At 64.5% G+C, this 16138-nt stretch carries 16 protein-coding genes and 1 tRNA gene; 5 read left to right on the forward strand and 12 right to left on the reverse strand.

Features of this window, described 5'->3' with window-relative positions; translation table 11 throughout:
- Window positions 1-260: 260 nt before the first annotated feature.
- From IEY49_RS08240 to rpsL, 4 genes are all read right to left on the reverse strand, one after another.
- Complete coding sequence (locus IEY49_RS08240) at window positions 261-695, reverse strand: hypothetical protein (protein WP_189006592.1); 435 nt, start codon at window positions 693-695, stop codon at window positions 261-263.
- 94 nt (window positions 696-789) lie between these two features.
- Window positions 790-2883: an elongation factor G gene (gene fusA / locus IEY49_RS08245; protein ID WP_189006594.1), complete on the reverse strand. Its 2094-nt coding sequence runs from the start codon at window positions 2881-2883 to the stop codon at window positions 790-792.
- A gap of 128 nt (window positions 2884-3011) precedes the next feature.
- Window positions 3012-3482, reverse strand: coding sequence for a 30S ribosomal protein S7 (rpsG, locus tag IEY49_RS08250; RefSeq protein WP_189006610.1), 471 nt, complete (start codon window positions 3480-3482; stop codon window positions 3012-3014).
- A gap of 158 nt (window positions 3483-3640) precedes the next feature.
- Window positions 3641-4045: a 30S ribosomal protein S12 gene (gene rpsL, locus IEY49_RS08255; protein WP_041221741.1), complete on the reverse strand. Its 405-nt coding sequence runs from the start codon at window positions 4043-4045 to the stop codon at window positions 3641-3643.
- Between the two features lie 592 nt (window positions 4046-4637).
- Between rpsL and IEY49_RS08260 the strand changes: the two genes are divergently transcribed.
- Window positions 4638-4727, forward strand: a tRNA-Ser gene (locus IEY49_RS08260).
- Window positions 4728-4790: 63 nt separating this feature from the next.
- Here the strand turns inward: IEY49_RS08260 and IEY49_RS08265 are convergent.
- The gene (locus tag IEY49_RS08265) at window positions 4791-5555 is read right to left on the reverse strand and encodes an NUDIX hydrolase N-terminal domain-containing protein (protein ID WP_189006613.1); all 765 of its coding nucleotides are present in this window, start codon (window positions 5553-5555) and stop codon (window positions 4791-4793) included.
- On the reverse strand, window positions 5555-6025 hold the full coding sequence (locus tag IEY49_RS08270) for a hypothetical protein (RefSeq protein WP_189006616.1): 471 nt from the start codon (window positions 6023-6025) through the stop codon (window positions 5555-5557). Before IEY49_RS08270 ends, IEY49_RS08265 begins: the two co-directional genes overlap by 1 nt.
- Window positions 6026-6086: 61 nt before the next feature.
- Here IEY49_RS08270 and IEY49_RS08275 point away from each other — a divergent pair, with 61 nt between their 5' ends.
- Window positions 6087-7013 (forward strand): aminoglycoside phosphotransferase family protein, encoded by a 927-nt coding sequence (locus IEY49_RS08275; RefSeq protein ID WP_189006619.1) that lies wholly within the window; start codon window positions 6087-6089, stop codon window positions 7011-7013.
- A 72-nt stretch (window positions 7014-7085) separates the two neighbouring features.
- Here IEY49_RS08275 and IEY49_RS08280 read toward each other — a convergent pair whose 3' ends face one another.
- Together IEY49_RS08280 and queF are read right to left on the reverse strand one after the other, a co-directional pair.
- A complete protein-coding gene (locus IEY49_RS08280) occupies window positions 7086-7625 on the reverse strand; it encodes a VUT family protein (RefSeq protein WP_229780700.1) in 540 nt (179 codons plus the stop codon).
- Complete coding sequence (queF, locus tag IEY49_RS08285) at window positions 7622-8089, reverse strand: preQ(1) synthase (protein ID WP_189006622.1); 468 nt, start codon at window positions 8087-8089, stop codon at window positions 7622-7624. The genes IEY49_RS08280 and queF overlap by 4 nt, the downstream gene beginning before the upstream one ends.
- A gap of 374 nt (window positions 8090-8463) precedes the next feature.
- On the opposite strand from queF, the gene hflX reads away from it, so the two are divergent.
- The 3 genes from hflX (at window position 8464) to IEY49_RS21405 (ending at window position 11511) form a co-directional block, all read left to right on the forward strand.
- On the forward strand, window positions 8464-10173 hold the full coding sequence (hflX, locus tag IEY49_RS08290) for a GTPase HflX (RefSeq protein ID WP_189006625.1): 1710 nt from the start codon (window positions 8464-8466) through the stop codon (window positions 10171-10173).
- 75 nt (window positions 10174-10248) lie between these two features.
- Window positions 10249-11205 (forward strand): endonuclease/exonuclease/phosphatase family protein, encoded by a 957-nt coding sequence (locus tag IEY49_RS08295; protein WP_229780701.1) that lies wholly within the window; start codon window positions 10249-10251, stop codon window positions 11203-11205.
- Between the two features lie 93 nt (window positions 11206-11298).
- Window positions 11299-11511, forward strand: coding sequence for a hypothetical protein (locus IEY49_RS21405; RefSeq protein ID WP_229780702.1), 213 nt, complete (start codon window positions 11299-11301; stop codon window positions 11509-11511).
- Window positions 11512-11579: 68 nt separating this feature from the next.
- On the opposite strand, the gene IEY49_RS08300 is transcribed toward IEY49_RS21405, so the two are convergent.
- The 4 genes from IEY49_RS08300 to IEY49_RS08315 form a co-directional block, all read right to left on the reverse strand.
- Window positions 11580-12251 carry a M48 family metallopeptidase gene (locus IEY49_RS08300; protein WP_189006627.1) on the reverse strand — a complete coding sequence of 224 codons (672 nt, stop codon included), beginning with the start codon at window positions 12249-12251 and terminating at the stop codon, window positions 11580-11582.
- 76 nt (window positions 12252-12327) lie between these two features.
- On the reverse strand, window positions 12328-13233 hold the full coding sequence (ypfJ, locus tag IEY49_RS08305) for a KPN_02809 family neutral zinc metallopeptidase (RefSeq protein ID WP_189006629.1): 906 nt from the start codon (window positions 13231-13233) through the stop codon (window positions 12328-12330).
- Window positions 13234-13417: 184 nt separating this feature from the next.
- The gene (locus IEY49_RS08310; protein WP_229780703.1) at window positions 13418-14527 is read right to left on the reverse strand and encodes an ABC transporter ATP-binding protein; all 1110 of its coding nucleotides are present in this window, start codon (window positions 14525-14527) and stop codon (window positions 13418-13420) included.
- Window positions 14524-16128, reverse strand: a complete 1605-nt coding sequence (locus IEY49_RS08315; RefSeq protein WP_189006630.1) for an ABC transporter permease — start codon at window positions 16126-16128, stop codon at window positions 14524-14526. The genes IEY49_RS08310 and IEY49_RS08315 overlap by 4 nt, the downstream gene beginning before the upstream one ends.
- Between the last annotated feature and the right edge of the window lie 10 nt (window positions 16129-16138).

Below are 16138 nucleotides of genomic sequence, written 5' to 3' on the forward strand. Positions count from 1 at the left end.
TTCTTACTCCCTCCAAGCGGTGGATTCACACGCAAAACCGCCCCTTTGTTCGGGCTTCCCCCGCGCATGCCGCAGGGTTTTGATGGTGTGACCCACATTGGGTTGGTTCTCGCCAGGGCAGTGTCCCGCCATGCTGGCACGTTGCGCTTCCTTTCCTGTGTTGGGTCCAGGACCGTCCACGCACCGACTTCATAGGGTACAAGAAGTCCGCCTACACTGCAAGCCGTGGAGGCGGAGGGGAGTATGAAATAAGTGTGGTCTCAGCGCCGGGTGTAGGCCTGCACCTCACGGTCAAAGGCGCCGATCAGCATCACGACGCCCAGGATGGTCCCGAACGGAATGAGCAGCAGGCTCAGCACTGCAATAACGATGCTGGCTCCCCGGCCCCATGCTCGCCCTTCCAGGACCGCGCGACGCGTGAAATACAGCAGCAGCACAATGCCCACGGTAATAAAAAAGGACAGCCACAGGGTCAGCGTGATCTGCTCCGGCGTGAGCTGCATGGGGGGCATCCTGGACTGGGCACTGAACTGCGCCAGAAGGTCGTTGATCGTGCCCGTCGAGAAGGGCAGTGTCAGCAACGAAATGGCATTGTAGATCAGGCTGATCAGCAGCGGCACGGTCAGAAACGACAGCCTTTTGGGCTTAGGGCCGGTAGGCTGGGGTGACGAATTGGGAGCAGACGGGTGGGTCATGGGTCTTTCAGCCTACTGTGCTCGCACTTCCCCGTGCCTGAATCTCAAGAAAAAGGCCCGCCTGACGGCGAGCCCTCTTTTCCCTTGTGGGGATTTACTTCTTCATCAGCTGCTGGGCGAGGTTGTTGGGGACCTGGCTGTAGTGATCGAAGAACATGCTGTAGCTGGCGCGGCCTTGGGTCATGGAGCGCATGTCGGTGGCGTAACCGAACATCTCGCTCAGGGGCACGAAGGCCTTGACGATCTGGGCATTGCCGCGGGCTTCCATGCCCTGGATCTGGCCACGGCGGCTGTTCAAGTCGCCGATGATGTCGCCCATGTAGTCTTCAGGCACCGTCACCTCGACGCGCATGATCGGCTCCAGGATGGCGGGGGCACCCTTCTGGACGGCTTCCTTGAGCGCCATGCTGCCGGCTATCTTAAAGGCCATTTCCGAGGAGTCCACTTCGTGGTACGAGCCGTCGTACAGGCTGACCTTCATGTCCACGACCGGGAAGCCGAGCATGGGGCCGCTCTGCAGCGCCTCTTCGATACCCTTCTGGGCAGGTCCGACGAACTCGCGGGGCACGGTACCGCCCACCACGATGTTCTCGAACACAAAGCCAGCGCCGGGCTCGAGGGGCTCAGCCTTGATCTTGACGTGACCGAACTGACCACGACCACCGGACTGACGGACGAACTTACCTTCGACGTCCACGGCCTTGGTGATGGTCTCGCGGTAGGCCACCTGAGGGGCGCCCACGTTGGCGTCGACCTTGTACTCGCGCTTCAGGCGGTCCACCAGGATCTCCAGGTGCAGTTCGCCCATGCCGGAGATGGTGGTCTGGCCACTTTCCTGGTCGGACTCCACGCGGAAGGTGGGATCTTCTTCGGCCAGCTTCTGCAGACCAATGCCCATCTTTTCCTGGTCGGCCTTGGTCTTGGGTTCGATGGCCAGCTTGATCACAGGCTCGGGCACGTCGATGCTTTCCAGCAGCACGCGGTCCTCACCGTCGGCGATCAGGGTGTTGCCGGTGCCGGCGTCCTTGAGGCCGATCACGGCGCCGAGTTCGCCGGCGCGCAGCTCGGTGACTTCCTCGCGGCTGTTGGCGTGCATCTTCAGCAGGCGGCCCACACGGTCACGCTTGTCCTTGGAGGCGTTGTACACGTAGCTGCCGGACTGCAGGGTGCCTGAGTAGATACGCACGAAGGTCAGGCGGCCCACGTAGGGGTCGGCCATGATCTTGAACGCCAGCGCGGCCAGCTTGCCTTCGGGGTCGGCGGGGAAGTCGACAGTGTCCTCGCTGTCTTCGACCTTGCCGCGGATGGCCGGGACTTCCAGCGGGCTGGGCAGGTAATCCACCACGGCGTCGAGCAGCAGCTGCACACCCTTGTTCTTCAGGGCACTGCCGCACAGCACGGGGAAGATCTTCTTCTCGATGGTGCCCTTGCGGATGGCGGCGACCAGCTGCTCCACGCTGGGCTCCTCGCCTTCCAGGTACATCATCATCAGGTCTTCGTCGACTTCAGCAGCCGCTTCGATCAGCTGGGCGCGCATCTCGGTCACCTTGTCGGCGAACTCGGCAGGCACGTCACTTTCCACAATGTCGGTGCCGAGATCGTTCGTGTAGACGTGGGCGCGCTGACGAACGATGTCGATGATGCCCTTGAAGTCGTTTTCCTGACCCATGGGGTACTGTATCGGGGCAGGAATGGCGCCGAGGCGCTCCTTGATGTCGTTTAGCACGAGCTCGAAGCTTGCACCGGTCTTGTCCATCTTGTTGGAGAACGCGATGCGCGGCACGCCGTAACGGTCAGCCTGACGCCACACGGTTTCACTCTGGGGCTCCACGCCCTGGCTGGAGTCGAACACGGCGACCGCACCGTCGAGCACGCGCATGGAACGCTCGACTTCGATGGTGAAGTCCACGTGGCCAGGGGTGTCGATGATGTTGACGACGTATTCCTGGTCGGTGCCTGAACGCTTCCACTTGGCAGTGGTGGCGGCGGCGGTGATGGTGATGCCGCGCTCGCGCTCCTGCTCCATCCAGTCCATGGTGGCGGCGCCGTCGTGCACTTCGCCGATGTTGTGGGTCCGGCCGGTGTAGTACAGGATGCGCTCGGTGGTGGTGGTCTTGCCGGCGTCGATGTGCGCAGCAATACCGATATTGCGGAAGTGGGTCAGGTAGCTCTGGGCTTTGGTGGTCATAAGACTCCCTAGGTTGAAGGGGCGACCGCTCCGGTCACCGTGATGAAATCACGTACTTCGCAGGAAACCCGGACAGGCAGGGCGAGCCCTACCGCGTCCGGGAATGCACTTCAGCACCCTGAAGTGGTTTACCAGCGGTAGTGCGCGTAGGCGCGGTTGGCTTCCGCCATGCGCTCCACGTCGTCTTTCTTCTTGATGGCGCCGCCACGGCCCTGGGCGGCGTCCATGATCTCGCCGGCCAGACGCTCGATGGCGGTGCGCTCGGGGCGGCCGTCCACGGCGGACATCATCCAGCGCAGGGTCAGGCTCTGCTGACGGCGGGCGCTAACCTCGACGGGCACCTGGTAGGTGCTGCCGCCCACGCGGCGGCTGCGAACTTCCACGCGGGGCTTGACGTTGTCATAGGCCTGCTTGAAAACCTTGAGGGGCTCCTGACCGGTGCGCTCCTGCACCAGACGGCAGGCGCCGTAGAAGATACGGCTGGCCAGGTTCTTCTTGCCATCTTCCATGATGCGGTTGATCATTGCGCTGACCAGCACGTCCTGGTAAACCAGGTCCGGCTGGAGTGGGCGCACTTCTGCTTGGCGGCGACGTGCCATGTTGACTCCTTAGGGGCGCCTCAAGGGGCGCGCGGGGTGCGTGAGGGGACAGAGACCGGGATACGGCACTCAAGCCGCGTGTAAGGAGGTCAGGGCGGAGCACGGCGTCTGAGTCGAGCGGACCAGAAAGCCAGGGGCTGCGACGCCCGGACGCGGCCTTACTTTTTCTTGGCGCCCGCGGCGGCAGCGCCGGCCTTGGGCTTCTTGGTGCCGTACTTGCTGCGGCTCTTGTTGCGGTCCTTGACGCCCTGGGTGTCGAGGCTGCCACGAACAATGTGGTAGCGCACGCCGGGGAGGTCCTTCACACGACCGCCGCGGATCAGCACGACGCTGTGCTCCTGCAGGTTGTGGCCTTCGCCGGGGATGTAGGCAGTGACTTCAAAGCCACTGGACAGACGCACACGGGCAATCTTGCGCAGCGCGGAGTTGGGCTTCTTGGGGGTGGTGGTCTTGACGACCGTGCATACGCCACGGCGGAAGGGGCTGCCCTTCAGGGCCGGGACTTTGCTCTTTTTCTGGAGCGTGGTGCGCCCCTTACGGAGCAGCTGCTGGGTGGTAGGCAGAGTAAATCACTCCTCGTGCTGTCTTGCGGTGAGTGGGCGGCGAACAGACACACGCCCGTGCTTGGGAAGTACCCGCCCACACAACAGAGACTGAGGGGGGCAGGGTTGGGTTGGCGGTTGTGCTTGAGGTGATCAACGCACTTGCCGGCCACTGTCAGCATCAGGACCTGGAAGCGGCGCATGCCGAGAAACGCCCGAGGTGCAACCCAGTACCGGGGCCGTTTTCCAACCTTGACAGCATACGCGGTTACCGGGGTGGCTGCAAGATGCAGCTGCCAACGCCCATCAGGCTCTCCAGGTCGGCACCTGCGCCGCGTGGGCGTTATGAGGGTGGTTTAAGTGATCGTATTTCAGATGGCTCAACAGGTCTTAAAGAGGACAGGAAAGGACGGTTTCGGTTCGGTTTCGTAGTGTTCTGGGGCGCGATGAAACTCATTGGCCGGCACCTTACCCCTTCAGGAAGGCTGTTCGGAGGATCTGTGCTGGTACGGGCCCCAGGCTCAGGGACGGTCCCTCGCCTTTCTTGATTGTGGTGATATAGGCATACCTGCTCCTGTGTGCTACACTCCCGGTCGCCCGTTCAAGGCTGTGCGGAGAGGTGCCAGAGTGGTTGAATGGGTCGGTCTCGAAAACCGAAGTACGGGCAACTGTACCGTGGGTTCGAATCCCACCCTCTTCGCCAGAAGCAGAACGCCGGAATGCATACAGCATCCGGCGTTTTGTCTTGTTGGCCGGCGCGGTTATGTCAGCGTTCAGGTGCCGCCTCGACCAGCGGCCTGCGCTTGAGCAACACCCCGGCGCCTACCCGGACAAGTGCACGTACAAGGCGGACCTTCCAGGAGCCCGCCCCTCTGTACGTTGAGGTGACCGGCGATGCCTGTGAATTCCAGTTCTGGGTCAGCGCCGGGTCAAAGAAAGCAGCACCCGTTAGAAGGGCCTGCCTGGCCACAGCCAGTGAGCGGTCGTGCCCTGGATGCAAGGGCGGAAGATCATCCCAGGAAAACCAGCCGACCGCGCTGGCCTCTAGGGTGGGATTGGGTTCGCCTTCTGCCTCGACTAGGAAGACAGGCACGACAAGGTGCAGGCCGTGCAGGTTAGGTGCATACCGCGAGTCGAGAACCCCAAGCAGCCGGGTAGCGATGCCCCGCAGGCCGGTTTCCTCGAACAGTTCGCGTTCGGCTCCTTCAGCCGGCGTCTCCCCTACTTCTGCCATACCGCCCGGCAAGGCCCAGCGACCGGTGTCGGTTCGTCGGATCAGCAATATGCGGCCCTCGCGGAGTACCACAGTCTCTACCGCAAGCAGCGGCGTGACATGGCCCAGATGACTCAGGTAGGCACTGCGAACCTCCGGCAGGCTGGCAGGTGAATCCAGGGCAGCCAGCTCCGCACTGAGCTGCAACACACGCCGGAAGCGGTCCACATCGTAGGGATTCTGGCCATACATGAGTCCGGACAGCGCCAGAGCGCGCAGTTCCTGGGCGATCAGCTGTGGCGTCGGCTCAGCAGCCATCAGGCTGGCCCGGTGGCCTTCAGGTTCCCCAGGTGAAAGCGCAGCGCACCCGTGTGGTACGCCGCGTGGATAACCGCAGCGTGTGCCACACGCGTCTGCTCGGGGTTTAGAGGCAGATACAGGGCTTCGTAGAGTGCCTGACCGGCCCAGGCTAAACGCACCAGCTCGTCACGCCACAGCGCAGGGGTGACCTGCATCTCCCACGCTTCGGGCTCATCAGGACGCAGCGCGAGCGGATCCTGGAGTTCTGCCGCCGCATGCTCCAGATACTGACGCAGGTGCACCACCACCTGCGCCGGACTGGGGCGGTGCGGCGCGGCGGGTGCAGCCGCCTGCATGTAGGTGAAAGCATGCGCCGTCCGCAGAAGCCCCGCCTCCTTCTCGCTGAACAGCCCTGTGCCCAGACCGAAACTCAGATTCGGGCCGTACAGAACTTCACGCAGCGTCTCACGGAGCAGATCGGGCGTCATAGGGTCAGGGTACGTCACGCGGCGGATGCCCTTTCGGGACAGTGCACGTACCCTGAACACGATGTCCACCGATACAGAATCTCATGCCCCAGCCAGACTGCACCCTGATGAGGTCCACACCGACACTTCCCTGGTGCAGCGGCTGCTGGCAACCCAGTTCCCCCAGTGGGCGCCCCTGCCTGTGCGGGTGTTCCTGTCATCCGGCAGCGATCACGTGCTTTACCGGCTGGGCACCGACCTGGCAGCGAGACTTCCACGGCTGGCCAGCGCCGCCGGGCAAACGGAAAAGGACCTGCACTGGCTGCCCCGGCTGGCGCCTCAGCTGCCGCTGAGCGTGCCGGAGCCGCTGGCTGTGGGTCAGCCGGGCGAGGGCTACCCCTGGACCTGGGGCGTATACCGCTGGCTTCCGGGCGAACCCGCATTCAGGGAAAGGATAAGCAGCCTGTCGCAGGCCGCAGGGGACCTGGCCGGATTTATCCGCGCGCTTCAGGTTGCCGATCCCACAGACGGCCCGTTGGCAGATCCGGAATCACTGGAAAGGGGGGCGCCGCTGCGCAACCGTGATGCATGGACCCGCGAGAACATCAGCCGGCTCCCTGACGACCTGGACCGCGGAGCCCTGGTGGCTGCCTGGGAGGCAGCAGTGCAGGCGCCTGCCTGGAGTGGGGCACCGGTGTGGCTGCACGGTGACCTGCAATCCGGCAATCTGCTGGCCGGGGAGGGACGGTTAAGTGCTGTTATTGACTTCGGCTCGCTGCGGCAGGGTGATCCCGCCTGTGACCTGGCTGTGGCATGGAACTGGCTGGATGCCCCTTCCCGAGCCGTGTTCCGGGAAGCCCTGGACGTAGACCCCGACACATGGGCACGCGGACGCGGCTGGGCGCTGTCCATCGCCGTAGCGGAAATCCCCTACTACCTGCATACCAATCCCACAATGGTGGAACGTTCGCGGTACGCGGTGTCGCAGGTCCTGAGTGAGCACACGTAAGTCAGCACAAGTAAACACCGCCCTCGGGTGACATTGAGGGCGGTCTGGGCGGTAGATGGCGTCTCCTGGCGCTCAGACGGGTGTAGGCAGCGTGCGTCCGTTCCGGGCATTCAGCAGCAGACTCCATACGAATCCGCCCAGCACCTTGGCCACGAACTGCAGCGCAATGATCGCCACCGGAAAGCCGCCAAAGGCCACCACCGGAAAGATCAGGCTGTCGAGCGCAGCGCCCAGCACATTGCTGGTGTTGCTGCGCTCCAGGTAGGGGCGGTGGCGCCGGGCGTGGTACAGCAGGGCGTCACCTGCCTCGCTGATGGCAAACGCCAGAACGCTGGCCAGCGCAATGCGGCCCGCTCCGGCATTCAGCAGCCAGGACAGCACACCTCCGGCCATGATCAGCAGAAGCATGTTCCGGGCAACGTGGCGACCCCACAGGTCGTGCAGACGGTCACGTACAGCCAGATTCAGTCCAATAAAGACGAACGCCACCACCGGGGCCATACTGGGTCCAAAGCGGGCGATGATCAGATTGGCCGCCACAATGGCCCCCAGGTACAGCCCGGTGAACAGTAGTGAGGACCTACCCGAGGATGCGCCGGCCAGACGCGTCATTTGGCCGTTCCACCAGTCGGGGACGCCTGATCCGGCGCGACGTAGCGAACGGTGCAGACGGTATTGAGGCCACCACGCATGCCGTAATCACAGCGGATGGTCATGCTCAGCGGATCTAGCAGCCGGGTCAGGTCCGCGAGCAGCCGCCGGGTGGCGTGCTCGTGGTAGATGCCCACAAAGCGGTAGCTGGTCAGGTAGTACTTCAGGCTCTTGAGTTCCACGCACTTCTCGCGCGGCTGGTAGCGGATCTCCAGTCGGCCGAAGTCCGGCAGGCCACTCCAGGGGCACACCGGGCTGAACTCGTCGGTGATGATCTCGATGTCCATCGGCTCGCCGGGGTAGCGGGCCGCGTCATCCTCACGGACATAGGGAAAGGTGTCGAGCACGGCCACGTCGATGGCGTCGAGGCCCTGGACGTCATAGCGCCGGTCAAAGCCCGGCTGGCACGGGGGGGTGGTCGTCATACGGTCCTCCTTAGACCGCCATCGGCGGCCAGACCAGCAGCACAGGCCGGTCCAGGCGGGAGGCTAGCGCATACGCCACACAGCCGATGCGGGGGCCGCTCACTCTCCTCTACCGTAGGTCCACGATGATCAAGAATTTCCTGTGAATGCACACCTTGATGTCAGGACCCCGGGAGTACCCTGGGGGCAATGACCGGACGTGTCTTCTTTTCAGGGCCGCCCCCGCACTTCCTGGGGCAGCACCTGTGCCGGCCTGCTGGTCATGCGATCCCACCGTCAATCCTGATGCAACCGCCCTGGCGCGAGTCGAGAACACTCCTCCGCCTCAATCCGTTTTCTTTTCCCTTTAAAGGAAGTGAATCACTATAGATAAAGTGCATGGCAATACATCGGGCCTGCGCCCGTCACAACTCAAGGCCCTGAGCAACCTGTACCGCCGCCGCATCGAACCGGGCCGGATCGGCTCACTGGAATTGGCCCGCAATCTGGCGGAGCTGTCGCACGACGTGCGGCGCGAGGTCGGGGTCCTGATTGACCGCCGCGGGCGTGTGATCAGTGTGTCAGTAGCTGATGCCAAGGCCACAGAATTCCCGGATCTGCGCATGGGCGAAAACCGCTTGGCTGGTTTTCACCTGCTGCATGCCCATCCCAAGGGCGGGCCGCTGAGCAAGGGCGACCTGTCCACGCTGTTCCTCAAGCGTCTGGATGCGGTGAGCGCCGTGGAGGTGCGTCAGGAAGGGCAACCCGGTCTGGTTCACACCGCGCACCTCACACCTCCTGGCACGGTCGGCGAGGAAGAGGACTGGCGCATTCTGCCGCCGGTCTCGTCTCATCAGATCGACGAATTTGACCTGGGGGCCCAGGTCTCGGCGCTGGAAGAGGAAATTGCCCGCGCTGCCGTGGGCCGCGAGGCGAAGAAAGACCGCGAGCGCGCCATCCTGGTTCAGATCGATCAGGGTGAATTCGATGCCGAGGAACGGCTCGATGAACTGGCCGAGCTGGCCCGTACGGCCGGCGCGGAAGTGGTCCACAAGGAACTGGTCTACCGGCGCAATCTCAAGCCCGGGACCCTGGTCGGGGCCGGCAAGCTGGAAGAACTGACCAGCCGGGCCTACCACCTGGATGCGGACCTGCTGATTTTCGGTCAGGAACTGGGCCCCGCCCAGGCGCGCGAGATCGAGGCGGCCACCGGTCTGAAGATTCTGGACCGCACTCAGCTGATCCTGGATATCTTCGCGCTGCATGCCCAGGGGGTCGAGTCGCGCCTGCAGGTGGAGCTCGCCCAGCTGCGGTACATGAAGCCGCGCCTGCTGGGAGCCGGCGCAGCGCTTTCGCGCATCGGGGGCTCGGCCGGTAGCGCGGCGGGCGGCGCCATCGGAACCCGTGGGCCGGGGGAAACGAAACTGGAGCTGGACCGCCGGCGCATCAACGACCGCTTGAGCTTTCTGGAAAAGCAGCTCGAAAGTGTCTCGCAGCGCCGCGAGGAACGCCGCAAGAGCCGTGAGCGCAACGACGTGCCGGTGGTGTCCATCGTGGGATACACCAACGCGGGCAAAAGCACGCTGCTCAACGCCTTCACGCATGCCGCCGAGGAACCGCGGCGCGTGCTCGCCGAGAACAAGCTGTTTGCCACGCTGCGTCCTACCAGCCGTCAGGGCTTTATTGCTGGGGTCGGTCCGGTGGTGTTGACTGACACAGTGGGATTCATCCGGGACCTGCCCAAGGACCTGACGCGCGCCTTCCGCTCCACCCTGGAAGAAATCGGGGACGCGGACGTCCTGCTGCACGTGGTGGATGCGGCCAGCCCTGGGGCCGACACCCGTCTGGACGCTGTGAACCGGATTCTGGAAGAGCTGGGGTTCCGGGATATGCCGACGGTGGTGGCCCTGAACAAGGCTGACGCGGCCGATCCCGAACAGCTGGCCCGTGAAGTCGAGCGGACCGATGGCATTGCGGTCAGTGCGCTGCGCAACATCGGGCTGGCGGAGCTGAAGGAAGCCCTGGCCGATGCCATTGGACAGGTGCAGCGTGCCGAACTGGCCCAGCGCGAGGAAGCGCGGGAACGCTCGGCGCAGTACCGCTAGCCTCAGCACCACATTCCGTCCCGATCCCTCATTGGGTGGACGCGCCTCTCACCTGCGGGTGGGAGGCTTTTTGTCATGTTGAGCAGTTCACGCGTCGCCTGGGCTTACTTAGGTTTCGTGGCCCTGGTCATGCTGCTGGGTGAACTGGTGGCCGAGCGGACCATTCCGACCCTGCTGCTGGCCTACGCACCACCCGTCCTGTGGCTGCTGCCCGCACCTGTGGTCTTGCTGTGGACCTTTGGACGGCGGCGCGGCATAGGTGTCGCGCTGGCCAGCACCCTGCTGGCAGCCTGGGGTGCGGGCCTGCTGAACGTGCCGTTGCGTCAGCCTGTCACCGTAGGCCCGTCGCTGCGTGTCCTGACCTACAACGTGGCCCGTGGAACCCTGGGGGCCCCAGATATGCTGGCCCAGACGCTGAAAGCTGCAGACGCCGACATCATTCTGTTGCAGGAGTCAAACTTCGTGCGGGCCAGCGACATAACAGTGATCAAGGCTGCCCTGCCCGGCTACAGGGTGGCGCAGGCACACGAGGTGACCACCTTCACCCGCCTGCCCCTGCTGGACTTTCGGCGTCTGAAGCTGCCGCGCAAGCATCGGGAAGTGCTGGTGACCCGGCTGCGCTGGAACGGCCAGCCACTGACCGTGGTCAACGCCCATCTAGGCACTGTTATGCTGTCCAGCGCCCTGGAGGGTGACCTGGCACGAATCAGGCGGACGCGTGATGCACGCACCGATCAGATTCGTGTACTGACCGAAGTCGCGGCACAGACCCAGGGGCGCCTGCTCCTGGGCGGTGACCTGAACACGCCGCCCAGAGGTCAGGCCTTCCGGCTCCTGCGGACCACGTTTGGGCCCTCGGCACATGACGTTGCCGGATGGGGCCCAGGCTGGACCTTTCCCAGTCTGAAACTACGCATCGATCATGTGATGGGCCGGGAACTGAGCGCGGCCCTCTGTGTCGTGGAAGCAGCGCGGGGCAGCGATCACCGGCCACTCCTGACAAGATGGCAGGCGGTTTCCGGCATGCCGTAGCGGTCGTGGGAGTGAATCCTTCTTCACGCCCTTCTTGGCCGCCGCGCAGGAAGAGCCGACATACTCGGGGCAGTCCCCACAGGAGGTTTTCGCATGACTGGACCCTATGACCGTCCGCCTTCCCCCGCGTCCGAACCGACTGACATGCCTGCACCTATGCCCGAACGCCTGCCAGGAGGCAGTGAGTCAGGCCCTATGATGGACCCGCCCGTAAATCCTGACCTTCCGGGCATGCCTGAGCCTACTCCGACGGAGAATCCCGATACTCCCGGACTGCCTATTCCAACCCCCATGCCTGCGATGTAACCGCCGGTAAAGACCGCCAGGGAAACCAACGCTTCCCTGGCGCTTTTCTATATAGGACACGGCGCGATTTACAGGGTGTGGCCCTGATCGCGCAACCAGTTCCGCCACCTCGGATACTCCGGCATGATGCGGGCCACGTGGGCCCAGTAGCGGGGGGAATGGTTGAGCTCCAGCAGATGCGCGGCCTCATGCAGCGCTACGTATCTCAGCACCTCCAGTGGAGCCCTGGTCAGCTTCCAGTGCAGGCGGATATCGCCGCCCTGAGTACAGCTGCCCCAGCGCGTGCGTGCGCCACTGACCACGACCCGTCCCAGCCGGGGCCGGGCCCCCAGCACTGCGGCATACTCCTCCACCAGATCGCAGTAGGGTTCAGCGGCAGCTCGCCGGGTCCAGGCCTCCAGATGCTGCTCGGGGTCCTCGTCCGGCAGCCACAGAAGGTCACCCTCGCGCCGTGCCTGCCTCATGTCTGTCAGGCGGAGGGTCAGTTCTTCGCCCAGAAATTGCACCGCACTGCCCTCGGTCAATGGTCCGGGAGCCGCCGGCTGGGCCGCATAACGCTGAAGATGCCCTTCAACCCAACTGCGCCGGTCCACCAGAAACAGCTGCAGACGCTCGGCCGGCACCCGGACCGGGGCATACAACGTCACTTCACCCGGGCGGACCTGGAGACCGACGGTACGGCGCCGGGCACTGCGCTTCAGGGTGACAGGAATGCCGGAGATGACCCAGGGGTCGTGCATGACACCCAGCTAAGCGCGAAAGGCGGCGCAGGAAAGGAACGCGGCCTGCACTCCCGCGTTCCTGAGCTGGTGACGCTTACAGCTGCCGGAAATCAATATTGAAGGTGTCACACTTGTTGGCGTCACCCGATTCATAGCCGCGCATGAACCAGTTGACGCGCTGCTGGCTTGATCCGTGGGTGAAGGAGTCCGGGACCACGTAACCCTGCGACTGCCTCTGCAGATTGTCGTCGCCGATCGCCTCGGCCGTCCGGACCGCTTCCTGCACGTCCTCGGTGGTGATGTTGGCCTGCGACTGCACGCGGTTGCCCCACACCCCCGCGAAACAGTCGGCCTGCAACTCCAGACGCACTCCGTAGCTGTTCTGCTCCGCCTCGCTGCGGGCAGAGCGCTGCTGGCGCTCGACCTGATCTGCGATTCCCAGTTCATTCTGGATATGGTGCCCGACCTCGTGGGCAATCACATAGGCATAGGCAAAATCACCGCCGCCACCCAGCCGACGCTGCATGGTCTGAAAGAAACTGGTATCGATGTAGATCTTGTTGTCCAGTGGGCAATAAAAGGGACCCACCGCGCTGCTGGCCTGCCCGCAGCCGGACCGGGTCCCCTGGGTGAAGAGTTGCAGGGTCGGGCGCGTATACGCCCGGCCGGCCTGCTGAAATATGCCTCCCCACACCTGGTTGGTGCTGCCCAGAATGCGGTCTACGAACTCGTAGTCTTCATCGGTGGCCGGCTGGCCCTGACTTCCAGCCTGAGTCGGGGTTCCCTGAGTCTGGGTTTGCTGGGTCTGGGTTTGCTGGGTCTGGGGAGACGTGGAACCGCCCCCCAGAATCACGCTGGGGTCGATGCCAAAGAACATGGCGATGAGCGTGATGATGAGGCCGCCGATGCCACCGACCGCCATCCCCCCGCCGGGTAGACCGCCCGCACCACGGCGATCCTCGATTCCGCCCCCACTGCCAGGAAGATTTCTCCAATCCATAGGTTGCCTGTCTCCTTCGTTCATGCTCGGCCCGTGCGCAGTACTGCGGGTGGCCGGCTACATCACGCTTGATCTGCAGGCATTCTAGAACTGGAGCCTGAAAGCGGCCCTGACGCATTTCTTTAGGGTCTGTTCCGCAGGGCGAACCTGCTCGCGTCTGTAGTTACAGAACTGTGGGCCGGCTTCAGGAGACCGGACGCGCAGGCTGGGTCACCTGAATCCGGGCCCGCTCGCCTTCGGCGCGGATCAGACCAGTGGTGTCGTGCACCAGTAGTTCCTGGGTACCAGCAGCGGCAAGCCGCACGGTATAGGTGGCATCCCGGCCACGGAACTCGCGGGCCACGACCGTGACTTCGGCCCCGGCCAGGTCTTCGGTAAAAGCCAGATGCTCAGGGCGCACGCTGACCAGCACCGGTCCGCTGGCGGCCTCGACCAGCGGCACGATGCCCAGGGCGGTGCGCGCCATGAAGCGGTCGGCCGTCCCACTGAGCAGATTGCTGCGCCCCAGGAAGTTGGCCACGAAAGCCGTGGCCGGACGGGTATAGACCTCGGCCGGTGTGCCGATCTGCTCGGCCTTTCCGCTGCGCATCAGCACCAGGCGGTCACTGAAGGCCAGGGCCTCTTCCTGATCATGCGTGACCAGAATCGCGGTGGTGCCGCTCTGGCGCAGGATGCCCCGCACTTCCTGGCGGGTGGAATGGCGGAGTTGGGCGTCCAGATTGGAAAAGGGTTCGTCCAGCAGCAGCAGAGCTGGGCGAGGCGCCAGCGCGCGGGCCAGTGCCACCCGCTGCTGCTGCCCACCGGACAGCTGATGCGGCATACGTGTTTCGAACACCGTGAGGCCCACCAGCGCCAGCGTCTCGCGGGCGCGGGGCAGGCGCTGCGCCCGCGGCAGATGCTGCAACCCGAACAGCACATTGCCCAGCACACTCAGGTGAGGAAACAGCGCGTAGTCCTGAAAAACCAACCCCACCCCACGCCGCTCGGGCGGTACGAAGGGGACGCTCATGTCCCGCCCCCCGATGCTGATGGTTCCGCTATCCGGGCGTTCCAGCCCTGCGATCAGACGCAGGGTCGTGGTTTTGCCACATCCTGACGGACCCAGCAGGGTCAGCAGTTCCCCCGGCCGTGCGGTCAGCGACAGCTGGTCCACCACTGGCGGAAGGCCCGGTGCATAGCGTTTGGTGAGATGCTGAAGGTCCAGGGGGACAGCAGCTGGCGTGGGGGTGCGGGCCAGCATCGAGCCAGGCTCCTTGACAGAACGGGGGCTTGCTGGAAGGGGCTGGACAGTCATGGGCGGCCTCGGGGGGAATCGGCGGGCCCGGCGCTGGAACCCGGGCGGCGAGGATGGTCACGGCGCAGGATCAGCAGGGTCAGCAGTGCCCCACTGACCGCCAGAGCCAGGGCGTAGGGCGCAGCGCTGGCATACTGCGCCTCTTCGGTATAGGTCCAGACGTTGCGGGCCAGCGTCTCAAAGCCAATGGGGCTGAGCAGCAGGGTCAGCGGCAGCTCCTTGAGCACGCTGAGAAACACGAACGCAGCGCTGACCAGCAGGCCCGGACGGATCAGCGGCAGCGTCACGCGGGTCAGGGTACGCCCGGCACTGAGCCCCAGGACACGGGCCGCTTCCTCCAGCCGGGGTGTCGCCGTGTTCAGACTGCTGCGCAGAGGCCCCACGGCCTCGGCCACGAAATGCAGGGTATAGGCGGCAATCAGAAGAGGAAGCGTCTGGTAAAGCGGGGGGGCAACCTGGAGGGAAAAGAACACCAGCGCCAGCGCGAAGGCCAGCGGCGGAGTCGCGTAGCCCAGGTAAGCGGCCCGTTCGGTCACGCGCGCCCAGCGCCCCCGGTAGCGGCTGCCGATATAGGCCAGTGGAAAGGCCAGAACGGTGGTGGTCAGCGCGGCCACCGCCGCCGCACCCAGAGCCGTGCGCGCCGCTTCCCACAAGCCGGCCCAGGCAAACGGACTCGTTTCCAGGCGCATCCAGTACAGGATGGTGCCCAGCGGCACGACCAGCGCCGCGCCGGCCAGCGTGCCGGCAAAAATCCATGCCAGCGGCGTCATGCGTCCCAGCCGGACCCGGCGGGGTTCCCTGGCACCGCCTGGAGATACCCGTGACACATGCAGATTGCGCATCAGCCTGGCTTCCAGCCAAAGCGCCGCCGCCGTCACCAGCAGCAGCAGCAGGGCCAGCCACGCGGAGTACACCCGGTCATAAGCTGCGGTGTATTGCTGATAGATAGCGGCGCTGAAGGTCGGATACCGCATCAGGCTCACCACGCCGAAGTCTCCCAGGACATGCAGGGCAATCAACAGGGCCCCCGACAGCCACGCCGGCCGCAGGTAGGGCAGAGTCACCATCCGGAAGGTCTGTGTGGACGTCCGTCCCAGCAGCCGGGCCGCGTCTTCCAGAGCAGGGTCCTGGGCGCGCAGGGCAGCGTGCAGGTTGAGAAACAGGTAGGGAAAGGTAAACAGCGTCAGCACCCCCAGGGCGCCCCAGAAGCCACTGGGCCCGGGCCAGGCCAGACCCAGCAGGGTATCCAGGGCGCCACCCGGCCCACTCGCAGCGATCAGGGCGTAGGCTCCCACATAACCGGGAATAGCCAGCGGCAGCACACCCAGCAGCAACAGCACCGACCGGGGGCGGAAATCACTGCGGGCGCTCAGGAAAGCCAGGGGTAGCGCCACCAGTGTGGTGGTGACCAGCACGGCAGCCGTCAGCAGCACCGTGTTGCCAAGCAACTGCAGATTGCGCCAGCGAAAGACGATCTCACGCAGTTCGGTCCATTCGGCGCCCAGGGCCCGCAGGGCCAGATAGGACAGCGGCAGCAGGACGCCCAGCACGGTCAGCACGGCAGGCAGCAGCAGAGCCAGAGGGGGACGGCGATAAGTCATAGAAGGTACG

Origin of the sequence: Deinococcus malanensis (assembly GCF_014647655.1) — a bacterium.
In the GTDB taxonomy this organism is placed as follows: Bacteria; Deinococcota; Deinococci; order Deinococcales; family Deinococcaceae; genus Deinococcus; species Deinococcus malanensis.